At 42.1% G+C, this 23,324-nt stretch carries 19 protein-coding genes; 17 read left to right on the plus strand and 2 right to left on the minus strand.

Annotated elements, in window-relative coordinates; genetic code table 11:
- Positions 1-38 precede the first annotated feature (38 nt).
- The 17 genes from ACED20_RS16800 (at position 39) to gldG (ending at position 20,914) form a co-directional block, all read left to right on the plus strand.
- On the plus strand, positions 39-602 hold the full coding sequence (locus tag ACED20_RS16800) for a YeeE/YedE family protein (protein ID WP_294202604.1): 564 nt from the start codon (positions 39-41) through the stop codon (positions 600-602).
- A 10-nt stretch (positions 603-612) separates the two neighbouring features.
- Entirely contained in the window at positions 613-1,095 is a 483-nt protein-coding gene (locus ACED20_RS16805) for a DUF6691 family protein (RefSeq protein ID WP_294202603.1), read from the plus strand.
- 95 nt (positions 1,096-1,190) lie between these two features.
- Complete coding sequence (locus ACED20_RS16810; protein ID WP_294263390.1) at positions 1,191-2,186, plus strand: isoaspartyl peptidase/L-asparaginase family protein; 996 nt, start codon at positions 1,191-1,193, stop codon at positions 2,184-2,186.
- Positions 2,187-2,223: 37 nt separating this feature from the next.
- On the plus strand, positions 2,224-2,886 hold the full coding sequence (locus tag ACED20_RS16815) for a copper homeostasis protein CutC (RefSeq protein ID WP_294225523.1): 663 nt from the start codon (positions 2,224-2,226) through the stop codon (positions 2,884-2,886).
- 1,092 nt (positions 2,887-3,978) lie between these two features.
- Positions 3,979-4,356, plus strand: coding sequence for a GxxExxY protein (locus tag ACED20_RS16820; RefSeq protein WP_345767636.1), 378 nt, complete (start codon positions 3,979-3,981; stop codon positions 4,354-4,356).
- Entirely contained in the window at positions 4,356-6,827 is a 2,472-nt protein-coding gene (locus tag ACED20_RS16825; protein ID WP_378105889.1) for a glycoside hydrolase family 2 protein, read from the plus strand. The genes ACED20_RS16820 and ACED20_RS16825 overlap by 1 nt, the downstream gene beginning before the upstream one ends.
- 133 nt (positions 6,828-6,960) lie before the next feature.
- Complete coding sequence (locus ACED20_RS16830) at positions 6,961-7,563, plus strand: hypothetical protein (RefSeq protein ID WP_345767639.1); 603 nt, start codon at positions 6,961-6,963, stop codon at positions 7,561-7,563.
- Positions 7,564-7,607: 44 nt separating this feature from the next.
- The gene (locus tag ACED20_RS16835; RefSeq protein ID WP_294225508.1) at positions 7,608-8,516 is read left to right on the plus strand and encodes an AEC family transporter; all 909 of its coding nucleotides are present in this window, start codon (positions 7,608-7,610) and stop codon (positions 8,514-8,516) included.
- Positions 8,517-9,308: 792 nt separating this feature from the next.
- Entirely contained in the window at positions 9,309-11,756 is a 2,448-nt protein-coding gene (gene priA / locus ACED20_RS16840; protein ID WP_378105893.1) for a primosomal protein N', read from the plus strand.
- A gap of 161 nt (positions 11,757-11,917) precedes the next feature.
- A complete protein-coding gene (dacB, locus tag ACED20_RS16845) occupies positions 11,918-13,390 on the plus strand; it encodes a D-alanyl-D-alanine carboxypeptidase/D-alanyl-D-alanine-endopeptidase (protein WP_294291128.1) in 1,473 nt (490 codons plus the stop codon).
- 83 nt (positions 13,391-13,473) lie between these two features.
- Entirely contained in the window at positions 13,474-15,396 is a 1,923-nt protein-coding gene (locus ACED20_RS16850; RefSeq protein ID WP_378105896.1) for a M1 family aminopeptidase, read from the plus strand.
- Between the two features lie 88 nt (positions 15,397-15,484).
- Positions 15,485-16,681, plus strand: coding sequence for a glycine C-acetyltransferase (kbl, locus tag ACED20_RS16855; protein ID WP_345767645.1), 1,197 nt, complete (start codon positions 15,485-15,487; stop codon positions 16,679-16,681).
- Between the two features lie 69 nt (positions 16,682-16,750).
- The gene (locus ACED20_RS16860) at positions 16,751-17,188 is read left to right on the plus strand and encodes a hypothetical protein (protein ID WP_295212889.1); all 438 of its coding nucleotides are present in this window, start codon (positions 16,751-16,753) and stop codon (positions 17,186-17,188) included.
- A gap of 238 nt (positions 17,189-17,426) precedes the next feature.
- Complete coding sequence (locus ACED20_RS16865; RefSeq protein WP_345767646.1) at positions 17,427-17,885, plus strand: hypothetical protein; 459 nt, start codon at positions 17,427-17,429, stop codon at positions 17,883-17,885.
- A gap of 9 nt (positions 17,886-17,894) precedes the next feature.
- Positions 17,895-18,449 (plus strand): CopD family protein, encoded by a 555-nt coding sequence (locus ACED20_RS16870; protein ID WP_294241154.1) that lies wholly within the window; start codon positions 17,895-17,897, stop codon positions 18,447-18,449.
- A gap of 61 nt (positions 18,450-18,510) precedes the next feature.
- A complete protein-coding gene (locus ACED20_RS16875; RefSeq protein WP_294202583.1) occupies positions 18,511-19,239 on the plus strand; it encodes an ABC transporter permease in 729 nt (242 codons plus the stop codon).
- A 4-nt stretch (positions 19,240-19,243) separates the two neighbouring features.
- Positions 19,244-20,914: a gliding motility-associated ABC transporter substrate-binding protein GldG gene (gene gldG, locus ACED20_RS16880; protein ID WP_294202637.1), complete on the plus strand. Its 1,671-nt coding sequence runs from the start codon at positions 19,244-19,246 to the stop codon at positions 20,912-20,914.
- A gap of 290 nt (positions 20,915-21,204) precedes the next feature.
- Here the strand turns inward: gldG and ACED20_RS16885 are convergent, their stop codons facing one another.
- A complete protein-coding gene (locus ACED20_RS16885; protein WP_345767649.1) occupies positions 21,205-22,173 on the minus strand; it encodes an NAD(P)H-quinone oxidoreductase in 969 nt (322 codons plus the stop codon).
- A 300-nt stretch (positions 22,174-22,473) separates the two neighbouring features.
- Positions 22,474-23,223, minus strand: coding sequence for an SDR family oxidoreductase (locus ACED20_RS16890; RefSeq protein ID WP_345767650.1), 750 nt, complete (start codon positions 23,221-23,223; stop codon positions 22,474-22,476).
- Between the last annotated feature and the right edge of the window lie 101 nt (positions 23,224-23,324).

Here is a 23,324-nt window from a genome sequence, read left to right on the forward strand (position 1 = left end):
ACAATAACTTAGTATAATTAATATCAAAAATATTATCCATGTTAGAAATCATAAAAGATCCCTGGCCATGGTATGTGGCCGGCCCGCTGATCGGTCTTACCGTTCCGGTCCTGCTTATTCTGGGTAACAAATCTTTCGGGATCAGCTCGTCGTTAAGGCATATCTGTGCGGCCTGTATTCCCGCAAAAATCAGCTTTTTCAGATACGACTGGAAAAAAGAACTCTGGAATCTTTTTTTTGTTTTCGGAATTTTCTTGGGCGGGATCATTGCCGCTCAGTTTTTGATGAATCCTGGAGAAATTACCGTCAATCCGGATCTCCGTGCCGAACTGGCTGCCTATGGAATTACGGATTACAGCCATCTTGTTCCCACACAGCTCATGAATTTTGAAAGCCTGTTGACACTGAGGGGCTTTATTACCATGGTTGTCGGCGGATTTTTAGTCGGTTTCGGGACGCGTTACGCCGGCGGATGTACCAGCGGACACGCGATTATGGGACTTTCCAACCTGCAATGGCCGTCTTTGGTAGCCACCATTTGCTTCATGGCAGGAGGTTTTCTGATGGCCAATGTTATTCTGCCGGTAATTCTTTCACTTTAATTTTAAACTTATGGCAACAGAAAAAGATATACGTCACCAGGACAGTGTTTGTACCAACGAAAGCAGGCTTCATCACAAATGGTACTACAATTTGAAATACCTGCTGGTAGGAATTGCGTTCGGAATTGTATTTGTAAAAGCAGAAATTATAAGCTGGTTCAGGATCCAGGAAATGTTCCGGTTTCAGTCGTTCCATATGTACGGTGTTATTGGAAGTGCCATCCTGACGGGAATGATTTCCGTTTTCCTCATCAAAAAAATTAATATTAAGACCATACATGGCGAAAAAATCTCCATTGCTCCAAAAAAATTCAATAAAGGTCAGGTATATGGCGGACTGATCTTCGGATTCGGCTGGGCTGTTACCGGAGCCTGCCCGGGACCTCTTTTCGCGCAGATCGGAACGGGAGCACTGGCGGTAACTGTTACTTTGCTAAGTGCCATTTTCGGAACCTGGGTGTACGGGTATTTCAGGGAAAAGCTTCCTCACTGATTTTTATAAATCATTTTCCGGCGATAGAAAATCCATCGCTTTTTTATTTCGCACCAACAGGAAAATCCTTAATTTGGGACTCAAATAAATCTCATATGCAAAGTAGGAGGAAATTCCTGAAAAAATCAGCAATAGCTTCGCTGGCCCTCACAGTAAATCCATTGGATGTTTTCGCCGGAGAAAAGGTTCAGAATAACAATACCATTACTAATAAACCTATTGTTCTGTCCACCTGGGATTTCGGACTGAGAGCCAATGAGGAGGCCTGGAAAACGTTAGACAACGGCGGCAAAGCACTGGACGCGGTAGAAAGAGGAGTCCGTCTGGTGGAAGATGATCCTACTGAAAGAAGCGTGGGCTATGGCGGCCGGCCGGATAGAGATGGAAGGGTAACGCTGGATGCTTGTATCATGGATGAAAATTACAATATCGGTTCGGTAGCCTGTCTGGAATATATCAAAAACCCAATTTCCGTAGCCCGCGCGGTGATGGAAAAAACACCGCATGTGATGCTGGTTGGCGACGGTGCTTTGCAGTTTGCCGTTTCCCAGGGTTTTAAAAAAGAAAACCTCCTCACGCCCGAATCTGAAAAGGAATGGAAAGACTGGCTGAAAGACAGTAAATACATGCCCATCGTTAATATTGAAAACCACGATACCATCGGAATGATTGCCTTAGATGCCAACGGAAACCTCTCCGGAGCATGTACCACGAGTGGAATGGCCTTCAAAATGCATGGCAGGGTAGGCGATTCCCCGATTATCGGTGCAGGGCTCTTCGTAGACAATGAAGTGGGCGCAGCTACGGCAACCGGTCATGGTGAAGAAGTAATCAGAACGGTAGGAACCCACCTGGTGGTTGAGCTGATGCGCCAGGGAAAAACGCCGCAGCAGGCGTGTAAAGAAGCTGTGGAAAGAATCGTACAGATTACCAAAAGAAGAAATAAAAACTTGAAAGACATCCAGGTCGGGTTTATCGCCCTGAATAAAAAAGGAGAATATGGCTCTTACTGCATCCAGGACGGGTTCAGCTTTGCCGTATACGACCAGAAAGGAAACCGTCTGGAAAAACCCGGATTTGCTCTAAAGTAAACCTTGAATTCTGAACATTAAACTTTAAACGATTAAAATGTCTAAAATAGAAATAGCCTGCTTCAATCCGGAATCCGCCATTACCGCCTTTGAAAACGGAGCCGACCGCATTGAGCTGTGTGATGGATTAAGCGAAGGCGGAACTACGCCTGACTTTGAAACGGTAAAACACCTGCATGAAAAAATCAGTATTCCAATGTTTGTGATGATTCGTCCGCGAGGGGGAGATTTTACGTATACTGATGAGGAATTTGAACAGATGAAATCGGATCTGATTCAATTAAAATCATTAAACGTCGACGGGTTCGTTTTCGGGATTTTAAATGAGAATGATGAGGTGAATGTTGAGCAAAATACAGAGTTAGTGAAAATGGCTAAACCATATCCCTGTACCTTTCACCGCGCCTTCGATCGTGCCAAAGATCTTGAAGATTCCCTGGAAAAAGTGATCGGCTGTGGCTTTAAGACCATTCTTACATCCGGTCAGCAACCGAGTGTTTCCGAAGGCAAAGAAAATCTCAAAAAGCTGGTGGAATTATCCGCCGGAAGAATCGAAATCCTGGTTGGTGGTGGCCTGCGTTCAACAAACATCGAAGAAATCCGGGAGTATACGAAAGCAAAGTATTTCCATTCATCCGCCATCACGGACGGCGGTGCTTTTGCCAGCGCAGAAGAGGTAGTGGCTTTAAAAAATACTTAGCAATTAATTAACGCAAAATTTTATTCATAAGGCTGCATATGTTAAACGGACAAAGCAGGCGGCAAAGCCGCTGATGAAGCGTACGGATAATGCGTTCGCTTCATCATATCAGCTAGTTGATCCCTCTTTGCTCCCTTGATTTATACATAGAAAAGAATAAACCTTTGCGTTAACAAAAACACACGCCTGGAGAAAATGAAATTGTAATTTTGAAAAATACTCAACAAATTAATTAAACGCAGAGTTTTATTTATAAGGCTGCATATTTTAAGTGGGCAAAGCAGGCGGCAAAGCCGCTGGGGAAGCGTACGGATAATGCGTTCGCTGCATCATATCAGCTAGTTGATCCCTCTTTGCTCCCTTGATTGATACATAGAAAAGAACAAACCTTTGCGTTAACAAAGACACACGCCTGGAGAAAATGAAATTGTAATTTTGAAAAATACTTAGCAAATTAATTAAACGCAAAGTTTTATTTATAAGGCTGCATATTTTAAGCGGGCAAAGCAGGCGGCAAAGCCGCTGATGAAGCGTACGGATAATGCGTTCGCTTCATCCGATCAGCTAGCTGATCCCCTCTCTGCTCCCTTGATTTATACCTAGAAAAGCACAAACCTTTGCGTTAACAAAGACACACGCCTGGAGAAAATGAAATTGTAATTTTGAAAAATACTTAGCAAATTAATTAAACGTAAAGTTTTATTTATAAGGCTGCATATGTTAAACGGACAAAGCAGGCGGCAAAGCCGCTGATGAAGCGTACTGATAATGCGTTCGCTTCATCAGATCAGCTAGCTGATCCCCTCTTTGCTCCCTTGATTTATACATAGAAAAGAACAAACCTTTGCGTTAACAAAAACACACGCCTGGAGAAAATGAAATTGTAATTTTGAAAAATACCCGCAAATTAATTAAACGCAAAGTTTTATTTGTGAGGCAGCATATTTTAAGCGGGCAAAGCAGGCGGCAAAGCCGCAGATGAAGCGTACGGATAAGGCGCTGCGCTTCATCAGATCAGCTTGCTGATCTATTCTTTGCTTCCTTACTTTATACACAGAGAAAATAAGCCTTTGCGTTAAATAAAATACACATATGACAGAAAACGAATTATCTTACAAAATTATTGGAGCCGCACTGGAAGTACACCGAAGTTTAGGGGTTGGTCTATTAGAGAATACTTATGAAATTGCCCTGCTTTATGAATTAAAACAGTTGGGCCTTGATGTACAACAACAGGTTGCGTTACCTCTTATATACAAAGATGTAATAATCGAAAATACCTATAAAATAGATCTTTTCATCGAAGGCAAAGTAATTGTTGAAATAAAATCGGTTTTAGAAATACATCCCATATTTCAGGCTCAATTGTTAACGTATTTGAAATTAGCCCATATGAAACTCGGACTTTTGATTAATTTTAATACATTACTTATAAAACATGGAATCCACAGGGTTGTAAACAATTTATAATGAACAAAATTTTATTTTTTTCCTTTCTTTTCATTCAGCTTCTGATCAACGGCCAGACTTCGGAACGCTCTTTGGCTTCCCGGAATTGGCAGTTTAAAAATTCAAAAGAAAATAAGTGGTTGACAGCCACCGTTCCGGGAACCGCTCATCTGGATCTGATGAACAACAATATGATTCCTGATCCTTACAAAGACGAAAACGAAAAAAAGGTGCAATGGGTAGAAAATGAAGATTGGGATTATCAGACTCAGTTTACCGTTTCTGCTACAGAGCTGGAGAACCAGCATATTGATCTGGTTTTCGACGGACTGGATACTTTTGCTGAAATTTATCTGAATGGAAAACTGCTGAAGAAAACGGACAATATGTTCAGGAAATGGACCATTCCGGTTAAACCTTATGTAAAACAGGGTGAAAACATTCTTCATGTGAAATTTAAATCAGCCGTTAATGTTGGAAAAGAATTAGCCAAAAAAATTCCTTTCACCCTTCCGGAATCACCGAGAAGCTTCGTGCGTAAAGCGCAGTATCAGTTTGGTTGGGATTGGGGGCCGAGATTGGTGACAGCAGGAATCTGGAAAGACGTCAGACTCAGTTTCTGGAATCAGGCTAAACTGGAAGCCGTGAAGATCGAGCAGGTTAAAATAACTGATAAAAAAGCAGAGCTGGACATCCACACCGAAATTTTTACAGAGAAAGGCGGAAAGTACACTGTTGCGGTGAACGGTAATGCGCATACTTTTTCTCTGAAACAGGGACTCAATACGATTTTAGTTCCATATCAGATTCAGAATCCGAGGCTATGGCAGCCCAATGGATGGGGGGAACCAAATCTCTACAATATAAAAATCAGCATACAAAAAGAGATAAAACTCATATGCGAAAAAACAGAACGGATCGGATTGAGAACGGTAGAACTGGTACAGGATAAGGATGCCAAAGGAAAATCGTTTTATTTTAAAGTCAACGGTCAGCCGATGTACGCAAAAGGAACCAATTGGATTCCGGGGGACAGCTTTTCACCACGAATAACCAAAGAAAAGTACCGGAAGCTGATCCGTGATTGCAAAGAAGCGCACATGAATATGATTAGGATTTGGGGCGGCGGAATCTATGAAGACGATGAATTTTACAAAGCCTGTGATGAAAACGGCATCCTGGTATGGCAGGATTTTATGTTTGCCGGAAGCTTTTATCCCGCAGACGAAAACTTTCAGAAAAATGTGGAACTGGAAGTCAAAGATCAGATCGAAAGGCTTCAGAACCATCCTTCACTGGCTCTTTGGTGCGGAAACAACGAAATTGATGAAGCAATCGTCAACTGGGGATATCAGAAACAATTTAAATATTCAAAAGAAGACTCGGTGCAGGTCTGGAAAGATTACAAAACCATTTTTCACGAAGTGATTCCGGATGCCATTAAAAAATATGCAACAGCGGATAAACAGCTCTACTGGCAAAGTTCACCTTCCATCGGTTGGGGACATAAAGAAAGCCTGACGGAAGGTGATTCCCATTATTGGGGCGTTTGGTGGGGAGAACAGCCTTTTGAAATCTACAATGAAAAAGTTCCTCGTTTCGCTTCAGAATATGGCTTTCAGGGAATGCCGACTTTAGAAACCACAAAATCGATGTTCTCGGGAAAACCGGATTTAAGTTTACAAAATCCTGTGATCAAAGCGCACGAAAAACATTCCAGAGGTTGGGAGATTATTGAGAATTATATGAAACGGGACTATATCGTTCCGAAAGATTTTGTAAAATACAACTATGTTTCCCAGCTTCTTCAGGCAAGAGGGATGCAGATCGCCATCGAGGCCCACCGCCGGGCTAAACCTTATAATATGGGAACCCTGTACTGGCAGCTCAACGATTGCTGGCCGGTCGTTTCATGGTCGTCCATCGATTATCTGGGAAACTGGAAAGCGTTGCATTATCAGGTAAAAAGAAGCTTTGAAGCGATGGCTGTCTTAGTGGAGAAAAAAGAAAAAGCATATGATGTTTACCTTTTGAATGACACGTTAACTGACTTCGATGGAGATTTACAGGCAGAACTTTTAAGTTTTGATGGAAAGCCATTATGGGCGTCGGATGCTGCCGATCACTTACCTGCCAATTCATCTGGTAAGCATCTGGCAATAGAAGAATCTGATTTTGCAGGGTTTGATTTATCAGCATCAGTTCTAAGGCTGAGCTTTGACAGCCCTGGGCAAAAAGCTGAAAAATTATTTTATTTCGGCAAACCGAAAGATCTCAAACTTTCAAAACCGACCTTTCAGATTAAAAAAGTCTCTGCTACTGAAATTGAAATTTCCACCGATGTCCTGGCAAAAGATGTTTATCTTATGGGAGACACTCATTTCAGTGATAACTTTTTCGATCTGCTTCCGAATACATCGAAAAAGATCATCCTGTCAAAGCCTGTGGAAAAAATCGAGGTCATGAGCCTTTGGGATACGATGAATAAGTAAAATTCCGGTAAATTCAACCTCATAGGTTTTTGAAAACCTATGAGATTTACACAAAAATCACCTATCAAACCTTTAGAAAAAATAGAGGTGGCGGAAATTTAGGATTTGACGGAGCAATAATGTAGGTTTATTCATGAAAATAATAAAAAAGATTTCCGATTTCCTGTTTTTCATATTCTTCATGGTATTTATACCAGGAATTGTTATGACATGGACCGATTTTAAAATACAAGCTGAACTGCCAATCAACGATTTTGCCGGATTCGTTGTCGATAGTCGTGAGAATATTTTTACAGGAGACAATTTCTACTCGGTTATTCAGAAATATGACAGAGCAGGGAACTTTACAGGATCTTTTAAGGTGAAAGATGCAAAAGGAAAACCTTTTAGATTGGGCATCGATACAAAAGATAATATCATCGTCACGTTGCAGACGGGCAAAAATATTACGGTATATCCTTTTTATCGTGGAGAAAGCAATATCGCCAGATCAGGGAAAAGGAAGGAACCCAATACATTCTTCATCACCCGCAATCATCAAAAATTCGGAAACCTGGACCGATTTTATCCGGCGATCTGGAAATTATCCGGCACAAAAGAAAAAATCGTCGAGCAAGGTCTTTTCCTCCGGTTGCTCAGCTTTCCTTCAATGATAGGAGTTGTTTTAACGGCAGTTGTCTTGAAACTCATTCTATTTATCGCAGAAAAATGGAGGAAACTCCGATCCGGAATGTAGAGAAATAAAATTTCAGCCGTACCTTTGCTGCAGAATTCTGAAGTATGTTCAATTTTGTTCTGATTGCAGTGTGCATCATCGCGGGAATGGTTTTTAAGGCGACAAAATCCATTCATCCCGACGCTCACAAAGGGATCAACACCTGGATCCTGTACCTTGCGCTTCCGGCCGTTTCCTTCAAATACCTTCCAAAAATACAATGGACGGTCGAAATGCTTTTTCCCGTAGCGGCAACCTTCCTCATATCGGTATTCTGTTTTTTCTTTATGATGGGGTACAGCCGGTACAAAGGCTATTCTGGGCGTTCACGGAGCACACTGGAACTGGTAAGCGGTTACAGCAACACTTCGTTTATCGGCTTTCCGCTGGTGGCCGCATTTTATGGGGAAAACCTTTTAAGCATCGCCGTGATCTGCGACCAGACGATGTTCCTGGCCCTTTCGACGTTAGGCATCATCGCTGCGGTAAAAGGAGGCAGTCGGTCCGGGAAGGTAAGTGCAAAGTTTATCCTGAAAAGGCTTGTTACTTTTCCGCCGCTCATCGGTTGTATCGCTGCATTGGTCCTGTCAAGGTTTATTGATTTTTCACCGGCAGAACCTTTCTTTGATAAACTGGCGGCTACCGTAAGTCCGTTGGCTTTATTTTCAGTAGGACTTCAACTGAAATTCAACGGCTGGAAAAAACTTATTCCCCAAATGTCCGTTTCCATGCTCTACAAGCTGATCCTGGCTCCGGCACTGGTTTTAGGCCTTGCAATGTTGGCCGGCATCAAAGGAGATGTTGCTAAAATCACCGTATTTGAAGCCGCCATGCCCACCGTGGTTACTTCAAGCATCATCGCCGAACAGTTCCGGCTCAACACCAAACTCACCAATTTAACCATCGGTTTCAGCATCATCGCCGGACTTTTTACCTCTGCCATCTGGTACCATCTGACCGAATTCTTCTTTTAATCCAGATAAACCCCTACTATTCTCAAAACGATTAAACGCATAAACTTACCAACTCTAAGACCCTCTCATTAATAAGGAGCTTATCCGGCTATCCACTCTTACTCCTCGCACTGCCGCCAGGGCCAACGCTTGCTGTGGGGTACCGTTTCTATCCGGGCTGTGACGGGTTGCGCCCGGAAAATATTCTCCATACTTTAAAAAGAAATCTTGGCGAGCGGCACGTTTGAAACATATCTACGATAAAAAGCTCAATTCAGAATTATAATTAATTACAATCACCACTCAATGATCAGCGTTACTGCTCATTTGCTGAGTGAAACGCCCTTGCGCCCGGAAAATATTCTCCATACTTTAAAAAGAAATCTTGGCGAGCGTCACGTTTGAAACATATCTACGATAAAAAGCTCAATTCAGAATTATAATTAATTACAATCACCACTCAATGATCAGCGTTACTGCTCATTTGCTGAGTGAAACGCCCTTGCGCCCGGAAAATATTCTCCATACTTTCAAACGGAATCTTGGCGAGCGTCACGTTTGAAACACATCTCCGATAAAAAGCTCAATTCAGAGTTATAATTAATTACAATCACCACTCAATGAGCAGCGTTACTGCTCATTTGATGAGTGAAACGCCCTTGCGCCCGTAAAATATTCTCAATACTTAAAAAAAAACCTTCGCGCACGTCGCGTTTCAAAAACAGATCTCCAATAAAAAACTCATCCATTTAACTTCCTTAAAAATTGCACTTCTCTCCGGAAAATTTTAATTTTACACTTTAAATATTTCTCTTGAATTACGCCCAGATTATTTTACCGTTAAACTTGAAAGGATCCTTTACCTATAAAGTTCCTGAAGAATTAATGTCCGGAATCCGTATCGGAATGCGGGTGCTGGTTCCGTTCGGCGGAAAAAAAATCTATACGGGCATTGTCTTTGAACTTCACGACAAGACGCCTGAAACATTTATTGCGAAAGAAGTCATCAGTTTGCTGGATGATCAACCGATCGTTCCGGAGGAGCAGATCCGGTTCTGGAACTGGCTGTCCGACTATTACCTGTGCGGACTGGGGGAAATCTACCGTTTTGCGTTTCCTTCTTCCCTGAAACTCGAAAGTGAAACCTACCTGAAGCTGAAACCGAACGTTACCGTTGATTTTGAAAACCTCGATGTAAATGAAATGTACCTCATTCAGGCACTGGAAGTCCGTCAGCTAATTAACCTTACCGATATCGAGGCCTTCATTCCGAAAAAAGACATCGTCAAGACCGTCAATTCATTAATTGATCTGCAGTATATTGAAATTGATGAAAAAATTGCGGAAAAATACAGGGCAAAAGAAATTGCTTACGTAAAAATCAAAGACGGGGTTTTAGAGAATGAAAAACTCACGGAAATCCTGTTGAAATTGAATAAAGCCAGGAAACAGAAAGATCTTTTTCTCCATATCCTTGAAAAACAGAGCGAAAATCCGGATCTTCGCCTGAAAAAATCGGATCTCTTTGAGGACGGTTACTTCGGAAGTTCCCATTTTAAAGCTTTGGCCGATAAAAACCTCGTAGAGGAATATTACATGCAGAAAGACCGGCTGGAAAGCTATGAAGGTGAAATTGAAGCGCTCGAGGAACTTTCCGAAGCCCAGAAAACTGCCAAAACGGAAATCGATGAGGCATTTGAAGATGGAAAGAATGTTCTGCTTCACGGCGTAACTTCATCGGGGAAAACCCATTTGTATTTAGAGAAAATTGAAGAATGTATCAGCGAAGGCCGGAATGTCCTGTTCATGCTTCCCGAAATATCATTAACCAAACAGATTACCCAGCGGCTGGAAAAAAAATACGGCCGCCAGCTCGGCTTTTATCATCAGAAACTCACTGATTTTGAAAGGGTGGAAGTATGGCGGAGAATCCGGCAAAACGACATTAAAATCCTGATCGGAACCCGGAATGCCTTATTCCTGCCGTTTCAGAATTTAGGACTGATTGTCGTAGATGAAGAACACGATTCCGCCTACAGGCCGAGGGAAGTATCGCCGTATTTCAATGCGAAAGATGCAGCTCTGGTACTTGGGAATTTTTATGGTGCACGTGTCATTCTAGGTTCGGCAACACCTTCCGTAGAAAGTTATTACAATGCAAGGAAGGAAAAAATGAAATACATCTTCCTGGAAGAACGTTTCGGCAACGTCAGCCTGCCGGAATATGAGATCATCAACTTCAAGGAAGCCCAGGATTCCAAAAAAATATCCGGGAATTTTTCGCTGCATCTGATCGATGAAATGAAAAAAGTGCTGGAAGAGCGGAGCCAGGCCATTGTTCTTCACAACCGCCGTGGTTACGCCAACGTGGTGGAATGTGAGACCTGCGGATATGTAAACTACTGTTCCAATTGTGATGTGGTGATGACCTATCACAAGGCTGCCAATGAAATGAAATGCCATTACTGCGGCCAGCGCGCTTCCAAACCGAAAACCTGCCCGAAGTGCCACTCCGAGAACCTCAATGAAAGAGGAGTAGGCGTGGAACAGATTCATGAAGAAGTTTCCAAGCTGTTTCCGGATAACGAAGTGGATCGGATGGACGTGGATTCTATGCGGAAAAAATTTGCTTACGAAAAACTGTACGAAAAAATCGAAGACCGGGAAACCGATATTGTGGTCGGAACTCAGATGATTTCCAAAGGTCTGGACTTCGATCATATCGAACTGGTCGCTATTCCGAAGGCGGATTCTTTACTTTATGTTCAGGATTTCCGGGCGGAAGAAAGAGCATATCAGCTCATCACCCAGGTTTCCGGAAGAGCGGGAAGGGTTTCCGGAAAAGGAAAAATCCTGATCCAGACCTTTAATCCGGAACATTCCGTTTTCCAGCTGATCAAAATGCATAATCCGGCCAGGATTTATAAATACATCCTGACGGAACGCCAGAAATTCCACTATCCGCCATTTACGAAATTAATTATGATCGAACTGAAGCACCGCCGTGAAGATAAGGCCAACCGTGCTTCCCAGTTTCTGGGTTCCATCCTCAGGAAATATTTGCCGGAAGATTGTATTTTAGGCCCGGAAAAAGCTCAGATTGCCCGGCTCAATAACCTGTACCAGTTTCAGATCATGCTCAAGCTTCCCCGTGGCAAAAAGTATGAGGAATACAAAAAGCTGGTGTTGGCAAGCATTCAAGAATTTGAGGAAATCCCTGCCTATCAAAGCATTAAAAAAGATGTATTTGTTGATTTTTAACATTTTTTAACAAAATTTATAGACTTTTTATAATAGTCTACTGAACTGCCATACAACAATATTTTCTACATTTGGACGTTGATTATATGTTTGGAGTTTAACATTCAATTTAACCCATTGTCTCTTATCCAATCCAAAATATAACAAAAATTGAAAGATCGATGGTAAATTTCAGAAAATATATTTCAGGTGTTGCAGTGTTGGCCTCAGGGTTTTTCCTGGCACAGTCTACTGTATCTACCGTTCTTTATTCTCAGGCATACGAAAATCAGAAGAGCAGTTTAAACTTACCTTCGCCCATCACTTCCATGGTGGAGAAAACCATTTTGTCGCCTAAAGAACTTGTAGACATTAGTGTAAACACAATGATGGCCGATCCGGTGCTGAAAAATGCAACCTGGGGCTTTGTCGTGTACGACCCGAAAACGAAGAAGGTTATTTCTTCGTATAACGAAAATACCCCGCTGGTTCCGGCTTCCACCACCAAATTGCTGACAACGGAAACAGCCATGAGCATGCTGGGTGAGAATTACCGGTGGAATACCCAGCTGGAATATTCCGGAAGTGTGGACGAAAACGGAGTACTGAACGGAAACCTGTATATCATAGGCAGTGGCGACCCTTCATTGGGAACCAATAAAGGCGGAGCATGGGCTTACCGGGACATCGTGACGGATTTTAAAGAAGGGCTTTCCCGCGAAGGTATCAAAAAGGTAAATGGTGATATTATTATCCAGACAGCGCTTTTCAAAGGCAATATTTCCAGGCTTCCGGAAAATGTTGTCTGGTTGGAAAACAACAATTACTACTTACCGGCAGGAACCACACGCGAGATCAACCCAGCGAACGAAAAACTGATCGTGAAAAAATCAGCAGCTCTTTCGGCAGACAAAAAATTCTTCTACGTTTCTCCGTACAATAATCAGATGGTATATGCCGATAAATATGAAGGTGACGGAATGTTAACAACAAAATTGCCTGATGCACCTGCTTATTTAGCCAATACTTTTAGAACCACTTTAGTGAAGAGCGGGATTCCCGTAACCGGAAAAGTAATTCCTAAAATGACGGATGCCAACCCGGAAGGCAGAAAAATGGTTTCCGTGTACAAATCTCCTACCTTGGCAGATATTATTTACTATACCAATCAGCATAGCGATAACGGATTAGCAGAAGCTCTTTTAAAAACAGTAGGTTTTCAGAGTTTAGGTGACCAGACTACCGAATCCGGCAGAAAAGTTGTGACGGAACATCTTAAAAATCATGGGTTTGATATGATGGGTCTTAACTACATCGACGGCAGCGGGCTTTCCAGAAGCAACAATGTAACACCGATTGCCCAGGCTAAATTCCTGACCTCTTTAATGGATGAAAAGTTTTATAAGACCTATCTGAATTCATTACCGGTGGGAGGACAATCCGGAACGCTGAAAAGAATGTTCAACGGTCTTGGAAACGGACAGGTATTTGCCAAAACCGGAACGTTAAACAAGGTGAAAACACTGGCGGGATACCTGAAAACCAACACCGGGAAAACACTGGTTTTTTCTCTGATGGTAAACAATTATGCAGGATCGGTGGATATGGTGAAGAAAAGAATGGAGAAAATTCTGGAGCCTGCACTGGATTTATAGAACATTAAAATTTAATTAAGATAAAGGCCTTTTAATCAACGATTGAAAGGTTTTTTTATATCTTTGATATAATTAATTTAAGAATGAAGAAAATTTACTTTTTGGTACTGAGCGTCTTTGTTTTCCAGCAATTTTGCGCTCAAAGTGATAATATCGAACGAAAAGCCATGATGGCGAAGGAAATGAAATCCTTTGCGCAGAAAATGGCCGTAGGAAACATCAATCCGAACACGCTGAATTATGATCTTCAGTATCAGAGGCTCGATTTAAACATCAATCCGGCAGTCTATAATGTTTCAGGATCGGTAACCTCCCACTTCAAGCCGAACCAGAATATAAGTAATATTTATTTTGATCTGGACAACCAGATGACAGTCTCCCAGGTGCAGTATCATGGGAATACACTTACTTTCCAGCAGCTTTCCAGCAAAGAAGTGAAAATTAATTTTCAGTCGGCACTGGCTGCCAATGTGCTGGATTCGCTTACCATTACCTATTCAGGAGCACCTACGACGGCGAACAATGCCTTCTTTAACGGAACCCAGGGCGGAACGGCGGTACTCTCTACTTTGAGTGAGCCTTACGGGGCACAGGACTGGTTCCCGACCAAGCAGAGTTTAAATGATAAAATCGAAAGGGTAGATGTGAAAATTACCACTCCATCCCAATACAGCGTAGCTTCAAACGGGAAACTGATGTCCGAAACGGTGTTAGGAAACGGACAGAAGCTTACTTTCTGGCGTACTCAATATCCTACTGCAGCATACTTAATAGCATTTTCGGTAACCAATTTTGTGAAACTGACCGATACCATGGGGAATCCCCCTTTTCCGTTCATCAATTATGTTTTTCCGTCCACTTCAACGAATACCACGAATATGAGTAATATCGACTGGACAAAAACCGTGATGAATACTTTTGAAACCTATTTCGGCCCTTATCCTTTCAGAAACGAGAAATACGGGCACATGGAATTTCAGGCCGGCGGTGGAATGGAACATCAGACCATGTCATCGATGGGAGGCTGGAGCAGAGGCCTGATCGCTCATGAGCTGACTCATCAGTGGTTTGGCGATAAGATAACCTGTGGTGCATGGAACGATATCTGGCTGAATGAAGGTTTTGCCACTTACGGAGAGCATCTGGCCAATGAAAAATTACTGATGTCGAATACGGACTTTTTAAATTATCTCTTAGGCCAGAAAAATTATATTACCAGTGCTCCCGGTGGAAGTGTATACGTTTCGGATGCCAATTTAACAAATGTAGGAATGATTTTCAATGGAAGGCTGTCTTATTCTAAAGGAGGTTATGTTTTAAGAATGATCAAATGGATTCTTGGGGATGCCGCTTTCTATCAGGCACTTCAGGACTATAATTCAAGGCCGGCTCTGGCATATAATTATGCCAGAACACAGGATTTTAAAACTTCTTTGCTTACCTCTACCGGAAAAGATTTTACCGAGTTTTTAAACGACTGGATTTATGGTGAAGGGTATCCGATCTATGATATCCGCTGGAAACAGGTTGGAAACACCGTGACCTTCAGGGCTGCACAGACGCAGAGCAGTTCAACAGTATCCTTCTTTGAAATGCCGTTGCCGATTAAAGTAAACGGTACCGGAGGGCAGGTTGCTTATTTTGCCTTGAACAATACTTCCAACAACCAGTATTTTACACAGACCGTAAACTTTCCGGTAGCCAGTGTGGAATTCAATTATGAGTACCAGATCCTGGAAAAGAATTCTACGATAGCTCAGGATAATACGTTAACAGTTTCAGAAACCGGTAAAGATGAGTTTGCTTTATATCCGAATCCTGCTAAAAACGAATTGAATCTGAAAGGAATCGATCAGCCGGCAGATTTCACAATTTATTTCATTGACGGGAAACTGGTGCTAAAAGGAACCTTTCAGCCTGAAAAGCCGATTAACATTTCCGAACTGGTTCCGGGAACCTACATTTTCAGGATTAATGATAAGAAAGTGAAGTTTTTGAAGAAATAAAATTTCCCCTGATATAAATAACAAAGCCGTTTCATAAGTGCGAAACGGCTTTTTTTATTAAATTAGCGCATCTTAAAAATTACTAGAAATGATCTCTGAAAAGTATCTTGAAAATTTACGGAATGAACTACAGAATATTGAGAATGACGGGCTTTACAAAAAAGAACGGATCATCACTTCCCAGCAGAGTGCGGAAATAGAAGCCAACGGAAAAAAGCTTCTGAACTTCTGTGCCAACAATTATCTGGGATTATCCAACAATCCCGAAGTGATGAAAGCTTCCCAGGATATGATCGGATCACATGGTTACGGAATGTCTTCGGTACGTTTTATCTGCGGGACCCAGGATATCCACAAGCAGCTGGAGCAGAAGATTGCCGACTTCCTGGGACTTGAGGATACCATTTTGTATGCTGCCTGTTTTGATGCGAACGGTGGGGTTTTCGAGCCGTTATTTACCGAGGAGGATGCGATTATTTCGGATGAGCTGAACCATGCTTCGATCATCGATGGGGTTCGTTTATGTAAAGCTGCAAGATACCGTTATAAAAACAACAATATGGAAGACCTGGAAGCACAATTAATTGCTGCTTCCGAAAAAAATCACCGGTTTAAAATTATCGTAACCGACGGGGTTTTCTCCATGGACGGAATTGTAGCCGACCTTAAAGGGGTTTGTGACCTGGCCGATAAATACGATGCGCTGGTTATGGTGGACGATTCCCACGCCACAGGATTTATCGGGAAAACGGGACGCGGAACCCACGAAGCAAATGATGTAATGGGTAGGGTAGACATCATTACCTCTACTTTAGGAAAAGCGTTGGGTGGTGCCCTGGGCGGATTTACATCCGGTAAGAAAGAAATCATCGATATGCTGAGACAGCGTTCCAGACCGTATTTATTCTCTAACTCTTTAGCTCCGGGAATTGTAGGAGCGGCACTGAAGGTGCTGGATATGATCTCCGAAGATACTTCCCTTCGCGATAAGGTAATGGAAAATGCCGAATATTTCAGGACGGAAATGAAAGCCAAAGGTTTTGATATTCCGGATGGTGATGCAGCAATTGTTCCGGTAATGCTTTACGATGCGCCTTTAGCCCAGAAAATGGCAGAAAAACTGATGGATGAAGGAATTTACGTAATCGGATTCTTCTATCCTGTCGTACCGAAAGGAAAAGCGAGAATCAGGGTTCAGCTTTCTGCGGCTCATACCAGGGAACATCTGAATAAAGCCATTGCCGCTTTTGAAAAAGTGGGAAAAGAGCTGAATGTAATTTCTTAAAGAATAAATAGCTCTACATTTGTAGAATAAAAACAGGATTTCTTATATTTGTAGAAATCCTGTTTTTTTATGAACAAACTTTATATATCCTTTTTAATGATGCTGTCTCTTATTTCATGTAAGACAAAACTAAATCAGTATATCCAGGACGAACGGAAAGTCAGCAGGCGGAACGGGAAGTGGGTGGAAGAATATTCGGCAGATGAAGGTACTCTGGTGGCTTCCGGAAGATATAAGAATGGGGAAAAAGTAAGAACCTGGAAAACTTCTTTCAATGGCAGGAAATATCAGAAGGATGTGATCAGGAAAGAGGTGACAAAAACCCAAAAGTATTTTCCCAATGGCAACATCATGGAAAAAGGCAAGTCCAGGCTTGAAATTTCAGATCATGAGCAGCACTGGTTCTATTTCGGCCCTTGGAGATATTATGATGAAAACGGAAAGCTGCTCTACATAAAAGTATACCGGCAAGGACAGAAAACAGACAGTATTTCAATGGTACGGTAACAGATATACTCTGAATTATTTATGGCTTTGGAATCTCATAAAAAGCCATGTTATTTACAGAATAAGTTTTTTCCATTCCGAATATTCTGCATTATGTTTCTAAGTTGATATTGATCATCCTTATTTCACCTTCATTTTTTCGTATAAAACGTTCTTTTTTTGTGAAATAACTTATCTTTGCAAACAAATTTTTAAGATGCTTTATACAATTGTTATATTTGCACATAATCTCAATTAAATGTTTTTTAATTCTAGATACATCATTGAATTTTATAAACCGAAACAAGAGGTTTTAGCCGGTATCGAAAGCCGGTTGGCCAAAAAACTTCTGGATTGGGATAAGTCTTTTCAGGGACGGGTTACAGCCAATGGTTTTAAAGTGAAATATGCCGGCTGGAATGCCTCGCCAGAAATTACAGGAGATTTCAGAAAAGATGAAGATGACAAAGAGAAATTATGGCTTGATATCTCTTCAGGACCTTTCCATTTACTCGGATTGTTGATCGCTACGGTTTTTTTCTTTCTGGCTGCCTATGTGCTCACCCTTTTCATTTGGCAATATTTCTGGTTACTGATGTTAATTTTTTATGCTCTTTACATTCAGTTTATAAGAATACAATGGATCAGCTGTAAAGACGAATTTTTACAGCTTTTAAAAAATTCAGATAAGCTATGCACTATTTTTTCACTTAAATAATTAGTAAAAATGCTTTATACCATCATCAAAGCGCTTCACATTATCTTTATGGTAAGCTATTTTGCAGGGATTTTTTACCTGGTAAGAATATTTGTGTACTATAAAGACACCGATGAATTTGCGGAAGATAAAAAACGGATCCTGAGAGAACAATACACCTTCATGGCACGCAGGCTGTGGAACATCATCACAGTTCCGGCAGGGATTATTATGGCAGTCTGCGGGTTGGTGATGATCTTCCTGAATACCGGACTGATGAAAACGCCCTGGTTTCATCTGAAGCTGACATTTCTTGTCGGGCTGACGATTTACCATTACTGGTGCTGGAAAAAAGTGCTTCGGTTAAAAGAATTGAATGGGAATACCCTTGAAACGGCCAACATCAAACTTCGGCAGGCCAACGAAATCGCAACCTTTATTTTATTTCTGGTCGTTTTTACCGTAATCTTAAAATCGCAGGTTATCGAATATTGGTGGCAATTAATCGCCGGATTTTTCGTTTTGGTATTTTTGATCATGATGACCGTTAAGCTGGTCAATAAAAACAAAAAAAGTAATAAATAATAGTGAATGGTGAGAACTCAGTTGTGAATGCTCATCTTCCCTGAACCTTTTGATAAAAACTATGATTGCAATTTTAAAAAAAGAACTCTGGAGTTATTTCGGAAACTGGAGCGCGTGGGTGATTATTGCGGCCTTCAGTCTGATTACGACATTGTTTCTGTTTTTTTTCGAGAACGATTCCAATATTTTTGAAATCGGGATGGCATCCTTACAAAGCTATTTTGTACTGGTTCCATGGCTGCTCATGTTCATTATTCCGGCACTTTCCATGAAAACCTTTGCGGAAGAACTGCAAACCGGTACCCTGAACTGGCTTTTTTCACAGCCTTTAAAAGTTTCGGACCTTGTATTCGGGAAGTTCCTTTCGGTATGGATTGTCGGGATCTTATGTCTTATTCCTTCGTTAATCTACCTTTATACCGTGTATGTGTTGGGTGTGCCGGAAGGAAACATAGACCTTGGAATGACTTTCGGAAGTTACGCAGGGCTGATCATCCTGATCGCCGCATTTTCCGGTGTGGGAATCCTGGCTTCTTCACTGTCTCAAAACCAGATCATGGCTTATCTGCTGGGTGTGTTTATGTGCTTCATCCTGTATTTCGGGATCGAGCAGCTGGCCAGCTACAAACTGTTGGGTGGTGCCGATTTCATTTTGCAGAATGTCGGTTTTTATCAGCATTTCCTGGGCTTTACGAGAGGGCTTATCGATTTTAAGGATGTGGCCTATTTTGTACTCGTTATTGGAATTACTTTAGTATTGTCAAACCATTTCATTAATAAAAAAAAGTAAAATGATGAAGAAGATACCGTTTAAATCTCCGTTGGGAATTTTACTTTTCGTTATATTGCCTTTGGTGATTATCCTTGCCATTTCCGGAATCAGGCTGGATTTAACCAAGGAAAAAAGATATACGCTGTCCGATAACACCATTAAGGTGCTGGAATCGGTACATAAGCCGCTGGTTGTGGATGTTTACCTGGAAGGGGATTTCCCGGCAAGCTTCAAGCAGCTGCAGAGCGAAACGAAATTCATGCTGGAAGAATTCCGGAAAATAAATCCGAAGATCGATTTTAAATTCATTGATCCGGTAAAAGCGAAAATGTCGAAAGATACCCTGATGGCTATGGGAATGCAACCTTCGGTGCTTCCGGATATTAAAGACGGGAAAGTGTCCCAGATTTATCTTTTCCCTTATGCCGTAGTCAAGTATGATAAAAAGGGAGTCTCTATTCCTTTGGTAGTGCAGCAGACGGGAATCGACGCCGATCAGCAGCTGACGAAATCCATTGAGAATCTTGAATACAACCTCGTTTCCAATATCAAGAATATTTCGGCAGACAAAAGAAAGAAAATCGGAATTCTGATCAATCAGGATGAGCTGAATCCAAGAGAATTCCAGGGCTTTATGCAGTTGGCTACTGAAAGCTATGATGCCGGCCCGATCATTCCTAAAAACAATACTGAATTGACGTTGGCGGATGTTCCTGCTTTAAAGCAAATGAATGCGCTGGTGATTGCAAAACCGAGAAAAGCTTTTACCGACGGTGAAAAGGTTATTCTGGACCAGTATATCATGAACGGTGGGAAAACGCTCTGGATGATCGATGCCGTAAATGCCGAAATGGATACGCTGATGAGGTCCCAGAAAGTGATGCCTTTCCCGGTTGACATCAACATGACCGACTTTTTCTTCAATTACGGGGTTAGAATCAATCCGGCTTTGGTGAAGGATGTGAAGAAGTTCGCTTTGTTGAGGCTGGTGACCGGAGAAGTAAGCGGGAACCCTCAGTATACAAGCCTTCCATGGCCGTATTTTCCATTGGGAATTGCGGAAAAGGATAATCCGATCACCAAAAACATCAACCCGGTGAAGTTTGAATTTCCAACGTCCATCGATACCTTGGGCGGAAGAAAGAACATTAAAACCCGCGTCCTTTTTGAATCCAGCGAACGTACTTTGCTGAAACAGGTTCCGAATTACGTAGACCTGAAAGAAATTTCCAGTGTCGACAGCCTCGGGCAGATGGAAAAACCGAGCACTCCGAAAATTTATGCGGTGTCTCTGGAAGGAAAATTCAGTTCGGCCTATGCTTCAAGGATCGAAAGGAAATCATATCCTGGTTTCAAAACGACAAGCCCGGAAAATAAAATGATTGTCATCGCCGACGGAGACGTAGGCCGAAACAAAGTCCTGAAAGGCGAACCTTTGCCTTTAGGTGTGGATCTGCTAACCAACGAGCAGTTCGGAAACGAGCAGTTTCTGAGAAATGCCTTAGACTATCTATTGGATGACAGCAACCTGATGGAATTAAGAAACCGCAACATTGAAGAAAGGCTTCTGGACCGTCAGCGGATTACCGAAGAAAAAACAAACTGGCAATGGTTCAACCTGCTGCTGCCGTTGTTTATTATAGGAATTCTGGGAGGATTGTTCTTCTGGCTGAGGAAGAAGAAATTTGGATAAATGATATTGAAAAAGAGAAGCTCGGAAGCTTCTCTTTTTTTATTGTCTGTCTTGTAGTTTCACAGGGTTCTGTTTTGAATTGAAAACATCATTTATTTCAATTCTGCTTTTTCCAGATTAAACCAGTAAGTAATTTTATAGTTTTTTAAACCATATATATGAAATTTTTCTTTTAGTCCAATTTCCAGTTAAAATTCTAGCATTTTCGTTTTCTCAATAATTCCTTTAATCAGATCTCTAGCAATTTTCTGATTTGCTTTACTCTTTCAGTTTTTTACTTCAGATTTATGTTATCTTACCAGAACGATTTTACCGGTATGTGTCCCGTTTTCCAGTAATCTATGTGCCTCAGCAGCTTCTGAAAAAGGAAAGGTCTGAAATATGACAGGTTTAAATTGTTTCGATTCGATCAGCGGCCAGACATATTTCTGAACTTCTTTTGCCAGTTGTTTTTTGAATTTATATCCTCTGCTCCGGAGCGTGCTTCCTGTGATCGTCAGACGTTTTGTCATCACTTTCCTGATGTCGAGACTGGTCCCGCTTTCATCTACTGCATTGATGTGGACAAGTCTTCCGTCAGGTTTTAAGATATTGATGTTTTTGGCTAAATAGCCGCCACCAACCATATCCAGAATAACATTTACTCCTTCGTTTTGCAATTCCTCTTCAAAATTCTGAATTTTATAATTAATATATAAATCCGCTCCCAGATAGAGACAGGTCTTACCTTTTTCTTCAGAACCGACGGTGACAATTACTTTCGAGCCTAAAGCATGGGCGATCTGAATCCCGGTGATGCCGATGCCGCTGTTTCCGCCGTGAAGCAGCAACGTCTCTCCGGGCTGAAGATTTCCCCTCTGGAAAATATTGGACCAGACGGTAAACACCGTTTCGGGCAGACTGGCCGCTTCCGCAAAACTCAGCCCATCAGGAACCGGAAGGCACTGTCCTTCACGAACGCTCACGAATTCCGCATATCCGCCGCCTTCCAAAAGTGCGCAGACTTTATCCCCGACTTTAAGATCAGTTACCTCAGGTCCGCATTCAGTCACCGTTCCGGCGACTTCCAAACCTAAAATATCATACGGGACACCGGCCGGAGCGGGATAATTGCCCTCACGCTGGAAAACATCCAGGCGGTTAAGTCCTGCTGCTTTTACTTCTATCAGTACCTGATCTCCCGAGATTTCGGGTGTCGGATATTCTTTTAATGCCAGAACCTCAGGTCCTCCGGGTTTTGTAATAACTACTGCTTCCATTTTTTTACGAAGTTTTATTTTAAACTTTTTTCAGTCCGTTTGGCGAATGACCGATCGGTGCCATCTTCCTGCCGGAAATTATTCCGGTGAGACTTCATAATTTGTGCCGATAAACGTGGGAACTCTAAATAATTAAAAGGCTGCCTGAATTAAACTCAACAAGGCATCCGTTTTTGCCTTCATTCAAAATCATTCAAACAGCTTTTAACATCCGGGACACAAGTCCTGAATTTTTGTTTCAGATAAAAAACTAAAGGGCAGTGGATTCCGTCAGTTCTTTCCAGTTCTCCGCATCCTTCGTCATTGCTTTGGTTTCGATACCGAGTAGGAAATGCACCGGTGGATTCTGTTCTCGATCAGGGCTTCTGCGGCTTTTACCGGATCATTCGGCTGGTTGCCGTTGATTTCGTCGAGGTGTGCCTGTTCCGAACTCCTGGCCGCTTCATAAACCGGAATGGGATTCTGCGGAATCTTCACCGAATCCTTGGCCAGAAAATCCGTCCGGAAATATCCGGGATAGACCACCGTGGCATGAATTCCGAACGCTTTTACTTCTTCCGCAAGCGCTTCGGTGAATCCGGCTACGGCAAATTTGGTAGAACAATAAACGCCCCAGCCAGGGAAATTCCCGGCATAACCACCGATGGATGAGATGTTGAAGATTTTTCCCGATTGCTGTTCCCGCAGGTAAGGCATCGCATTCCGTATCACATTCAGGCTCCCGAAAACATTCACATCAAAATTGGCTCTGGCCTCCTGGTCGGTCAGTTCCTCCAGCGTTCCGATCTGGCCGTAACCCGCATTGTTGACGATGACATCCATATTTCCAAAATGTTCCCCCGTTTGGGCAAAAACCCATTTTACGTTGTCATTGTCCGTAATATTCATGTTCAGCGGCAGAAAGTTTTCAGAAGCTTCCCCGAAAGAAGACACGAGCGACTCAACGGTACGGCTGGTGGCCGCTACCCGGTAACCTTCCGACAGTAGTTTTTTTACCAGTTCAAATCCTTTTGAGGCTCCCGTAACGAACCATACTTTGTTTGTTTCCATTTTGTAACTATTTGTTTAATTGATAGGAAAAGATCAGAAGATCAGACATGAAAAAAGTAACCGGATCCGCGGAGAGTGTATCTGAATCGTGAATGACCAGC

The sequence above is a fragment of the Chryseobacterium sp. sg2396 genome (genome assembly GCF_042610505.1).
Lineage (GTDB): Bacteria > Bacteroidota > Bacteroidia > Flavobacteriales > Weeksellaceae > Chryseobacterium.

Excerpts from the sequence above, each read along its gene's own strand:
- ACED20_RS16800 (WP_294202604.1), top strand. The coding sequence starts at position 39 with ATGTTAGAAATCATAAAAGATCCCTGGCCATGGTATGTGGCCGGCCCG.
- ACED20_RS16805 (WP_294202603.1), top strand. The coding sequence starts at position 613 with ATGGCAACAGAAAAAGATATACGTCACCAGGACAGTGTTTGTACCAAC.
- ACED20_RS16810 (WP_294263390.1), top strand. The coding sequence starts at position 1,191 with ATGCAAAGTAGGAGGAAATTCCTGAAAAAATCAGCAATAGCTTCGCTG.
- ACED20_RS16815 (WP_294225523.1), top strand. The coding sequence starts at position 2,224 with ATGTCTAAAATAGAAATAGCCTGCTTCAATCCGGAATCCGCCATTACC.
- ACED20_RS16820 (WP_345767636.1), top strand. The coding sequence starts at position 3,979 with ATGACAGAAAACGAATTATCTTACAAAATTATTGGAGCCGCACTGGAA.
- ACED20_RS16825 (WP_378105889.1), top strand. The coding sequence starts at position 4,356 with ATGAACAAAATTTTATTTTTTTCCTTTCTTTTCATTCAGCTTCTGATC.
- ACED20_RS16830 (WP_345767639.1), top strand. The coding sequence starts at position 6,961 with ATGAAAATAATAAAAAAGATTTCCGATTTCCTGTTTTTCATATTCTTC.
- ACED20_RS16835 (WP_294225508.1), top strand. The coding sequence starts at position 7,608 with ATGTTCAATTTTGTTCTGATTGCAGTGTGCATCATCGCGGGAATGGTT.
- dacB (WP_294291128.1), top strand. The coding sequence starts at position 11,918 with ATGGTAAATTTCAGAAAATATATTTCAGGTGTTGCAGTGTTGGCCTCA.
- ACED20_RS16850 (WP_378105896.1), top strand. The coding sequence starts at position 13,474 with ATGAAGAAAATTTACTTTTTGGTACTGAGCGTCTTTGTTTTCCAGCAA.
- kbl (WP_345767645.1), top strand. The coding sequence starts at position 15,485 with ATGATCTCTGAAAAGTATCTTGAAAATTTACGGAATGAACTACAGAAT.
- ACED20_RS16860 (WP_295212889.1), top strand. The coding sequence starts at position 16,751 with ATGAACAAACTTTATATATCCTTTTTAATGATGCTGTCTCTTATTTCA.
- ACED20_RS16865 (WP_345767646.1), top strand. The coding sequence starts at position 17,427 with ATGTTTTTTAATTCTAGATACATCATTGAATTTTATAAACCGAAACAA.
- ACED20_RS16870 (WP_294241154.1), top strand. The coding sequence starts at position 17,895 with ATGCTTTATACCATCATCAAAGCGCTTCACATTATCTTTATGGTAAGC.
- ACED20_RS16875 (WP_294202583.1), top strand. The coding sequence starts at position 18,511 with ATGATTGCAATTTTAAAAAAAGAACTCTGGAGTTATTTCGGAAACTGG.
- gldG (WP_294202637.1), top strand. The coding sequence starts at position 19,244 with ATGAAGAAGATACCGTTTAAATCTCCGTTGGGAATTTTACTTTTCGTT.
- ACED20_RS16885 (WP_345767649.1), bottom strand. The coding sequence starts at position 22,173 with ATGGAAGCAGTAGTTATTACAAAACCCGGAGGACCTGAGGTTCTGGCA.
- ACED20_RS16890 (WP_345767650.1), bottom strand. The coding sequence starts at position 23,223 with ATGGAAACAAACAAAGTATGGTTCGTTACGGGAGCCTCAAAAGGATTT.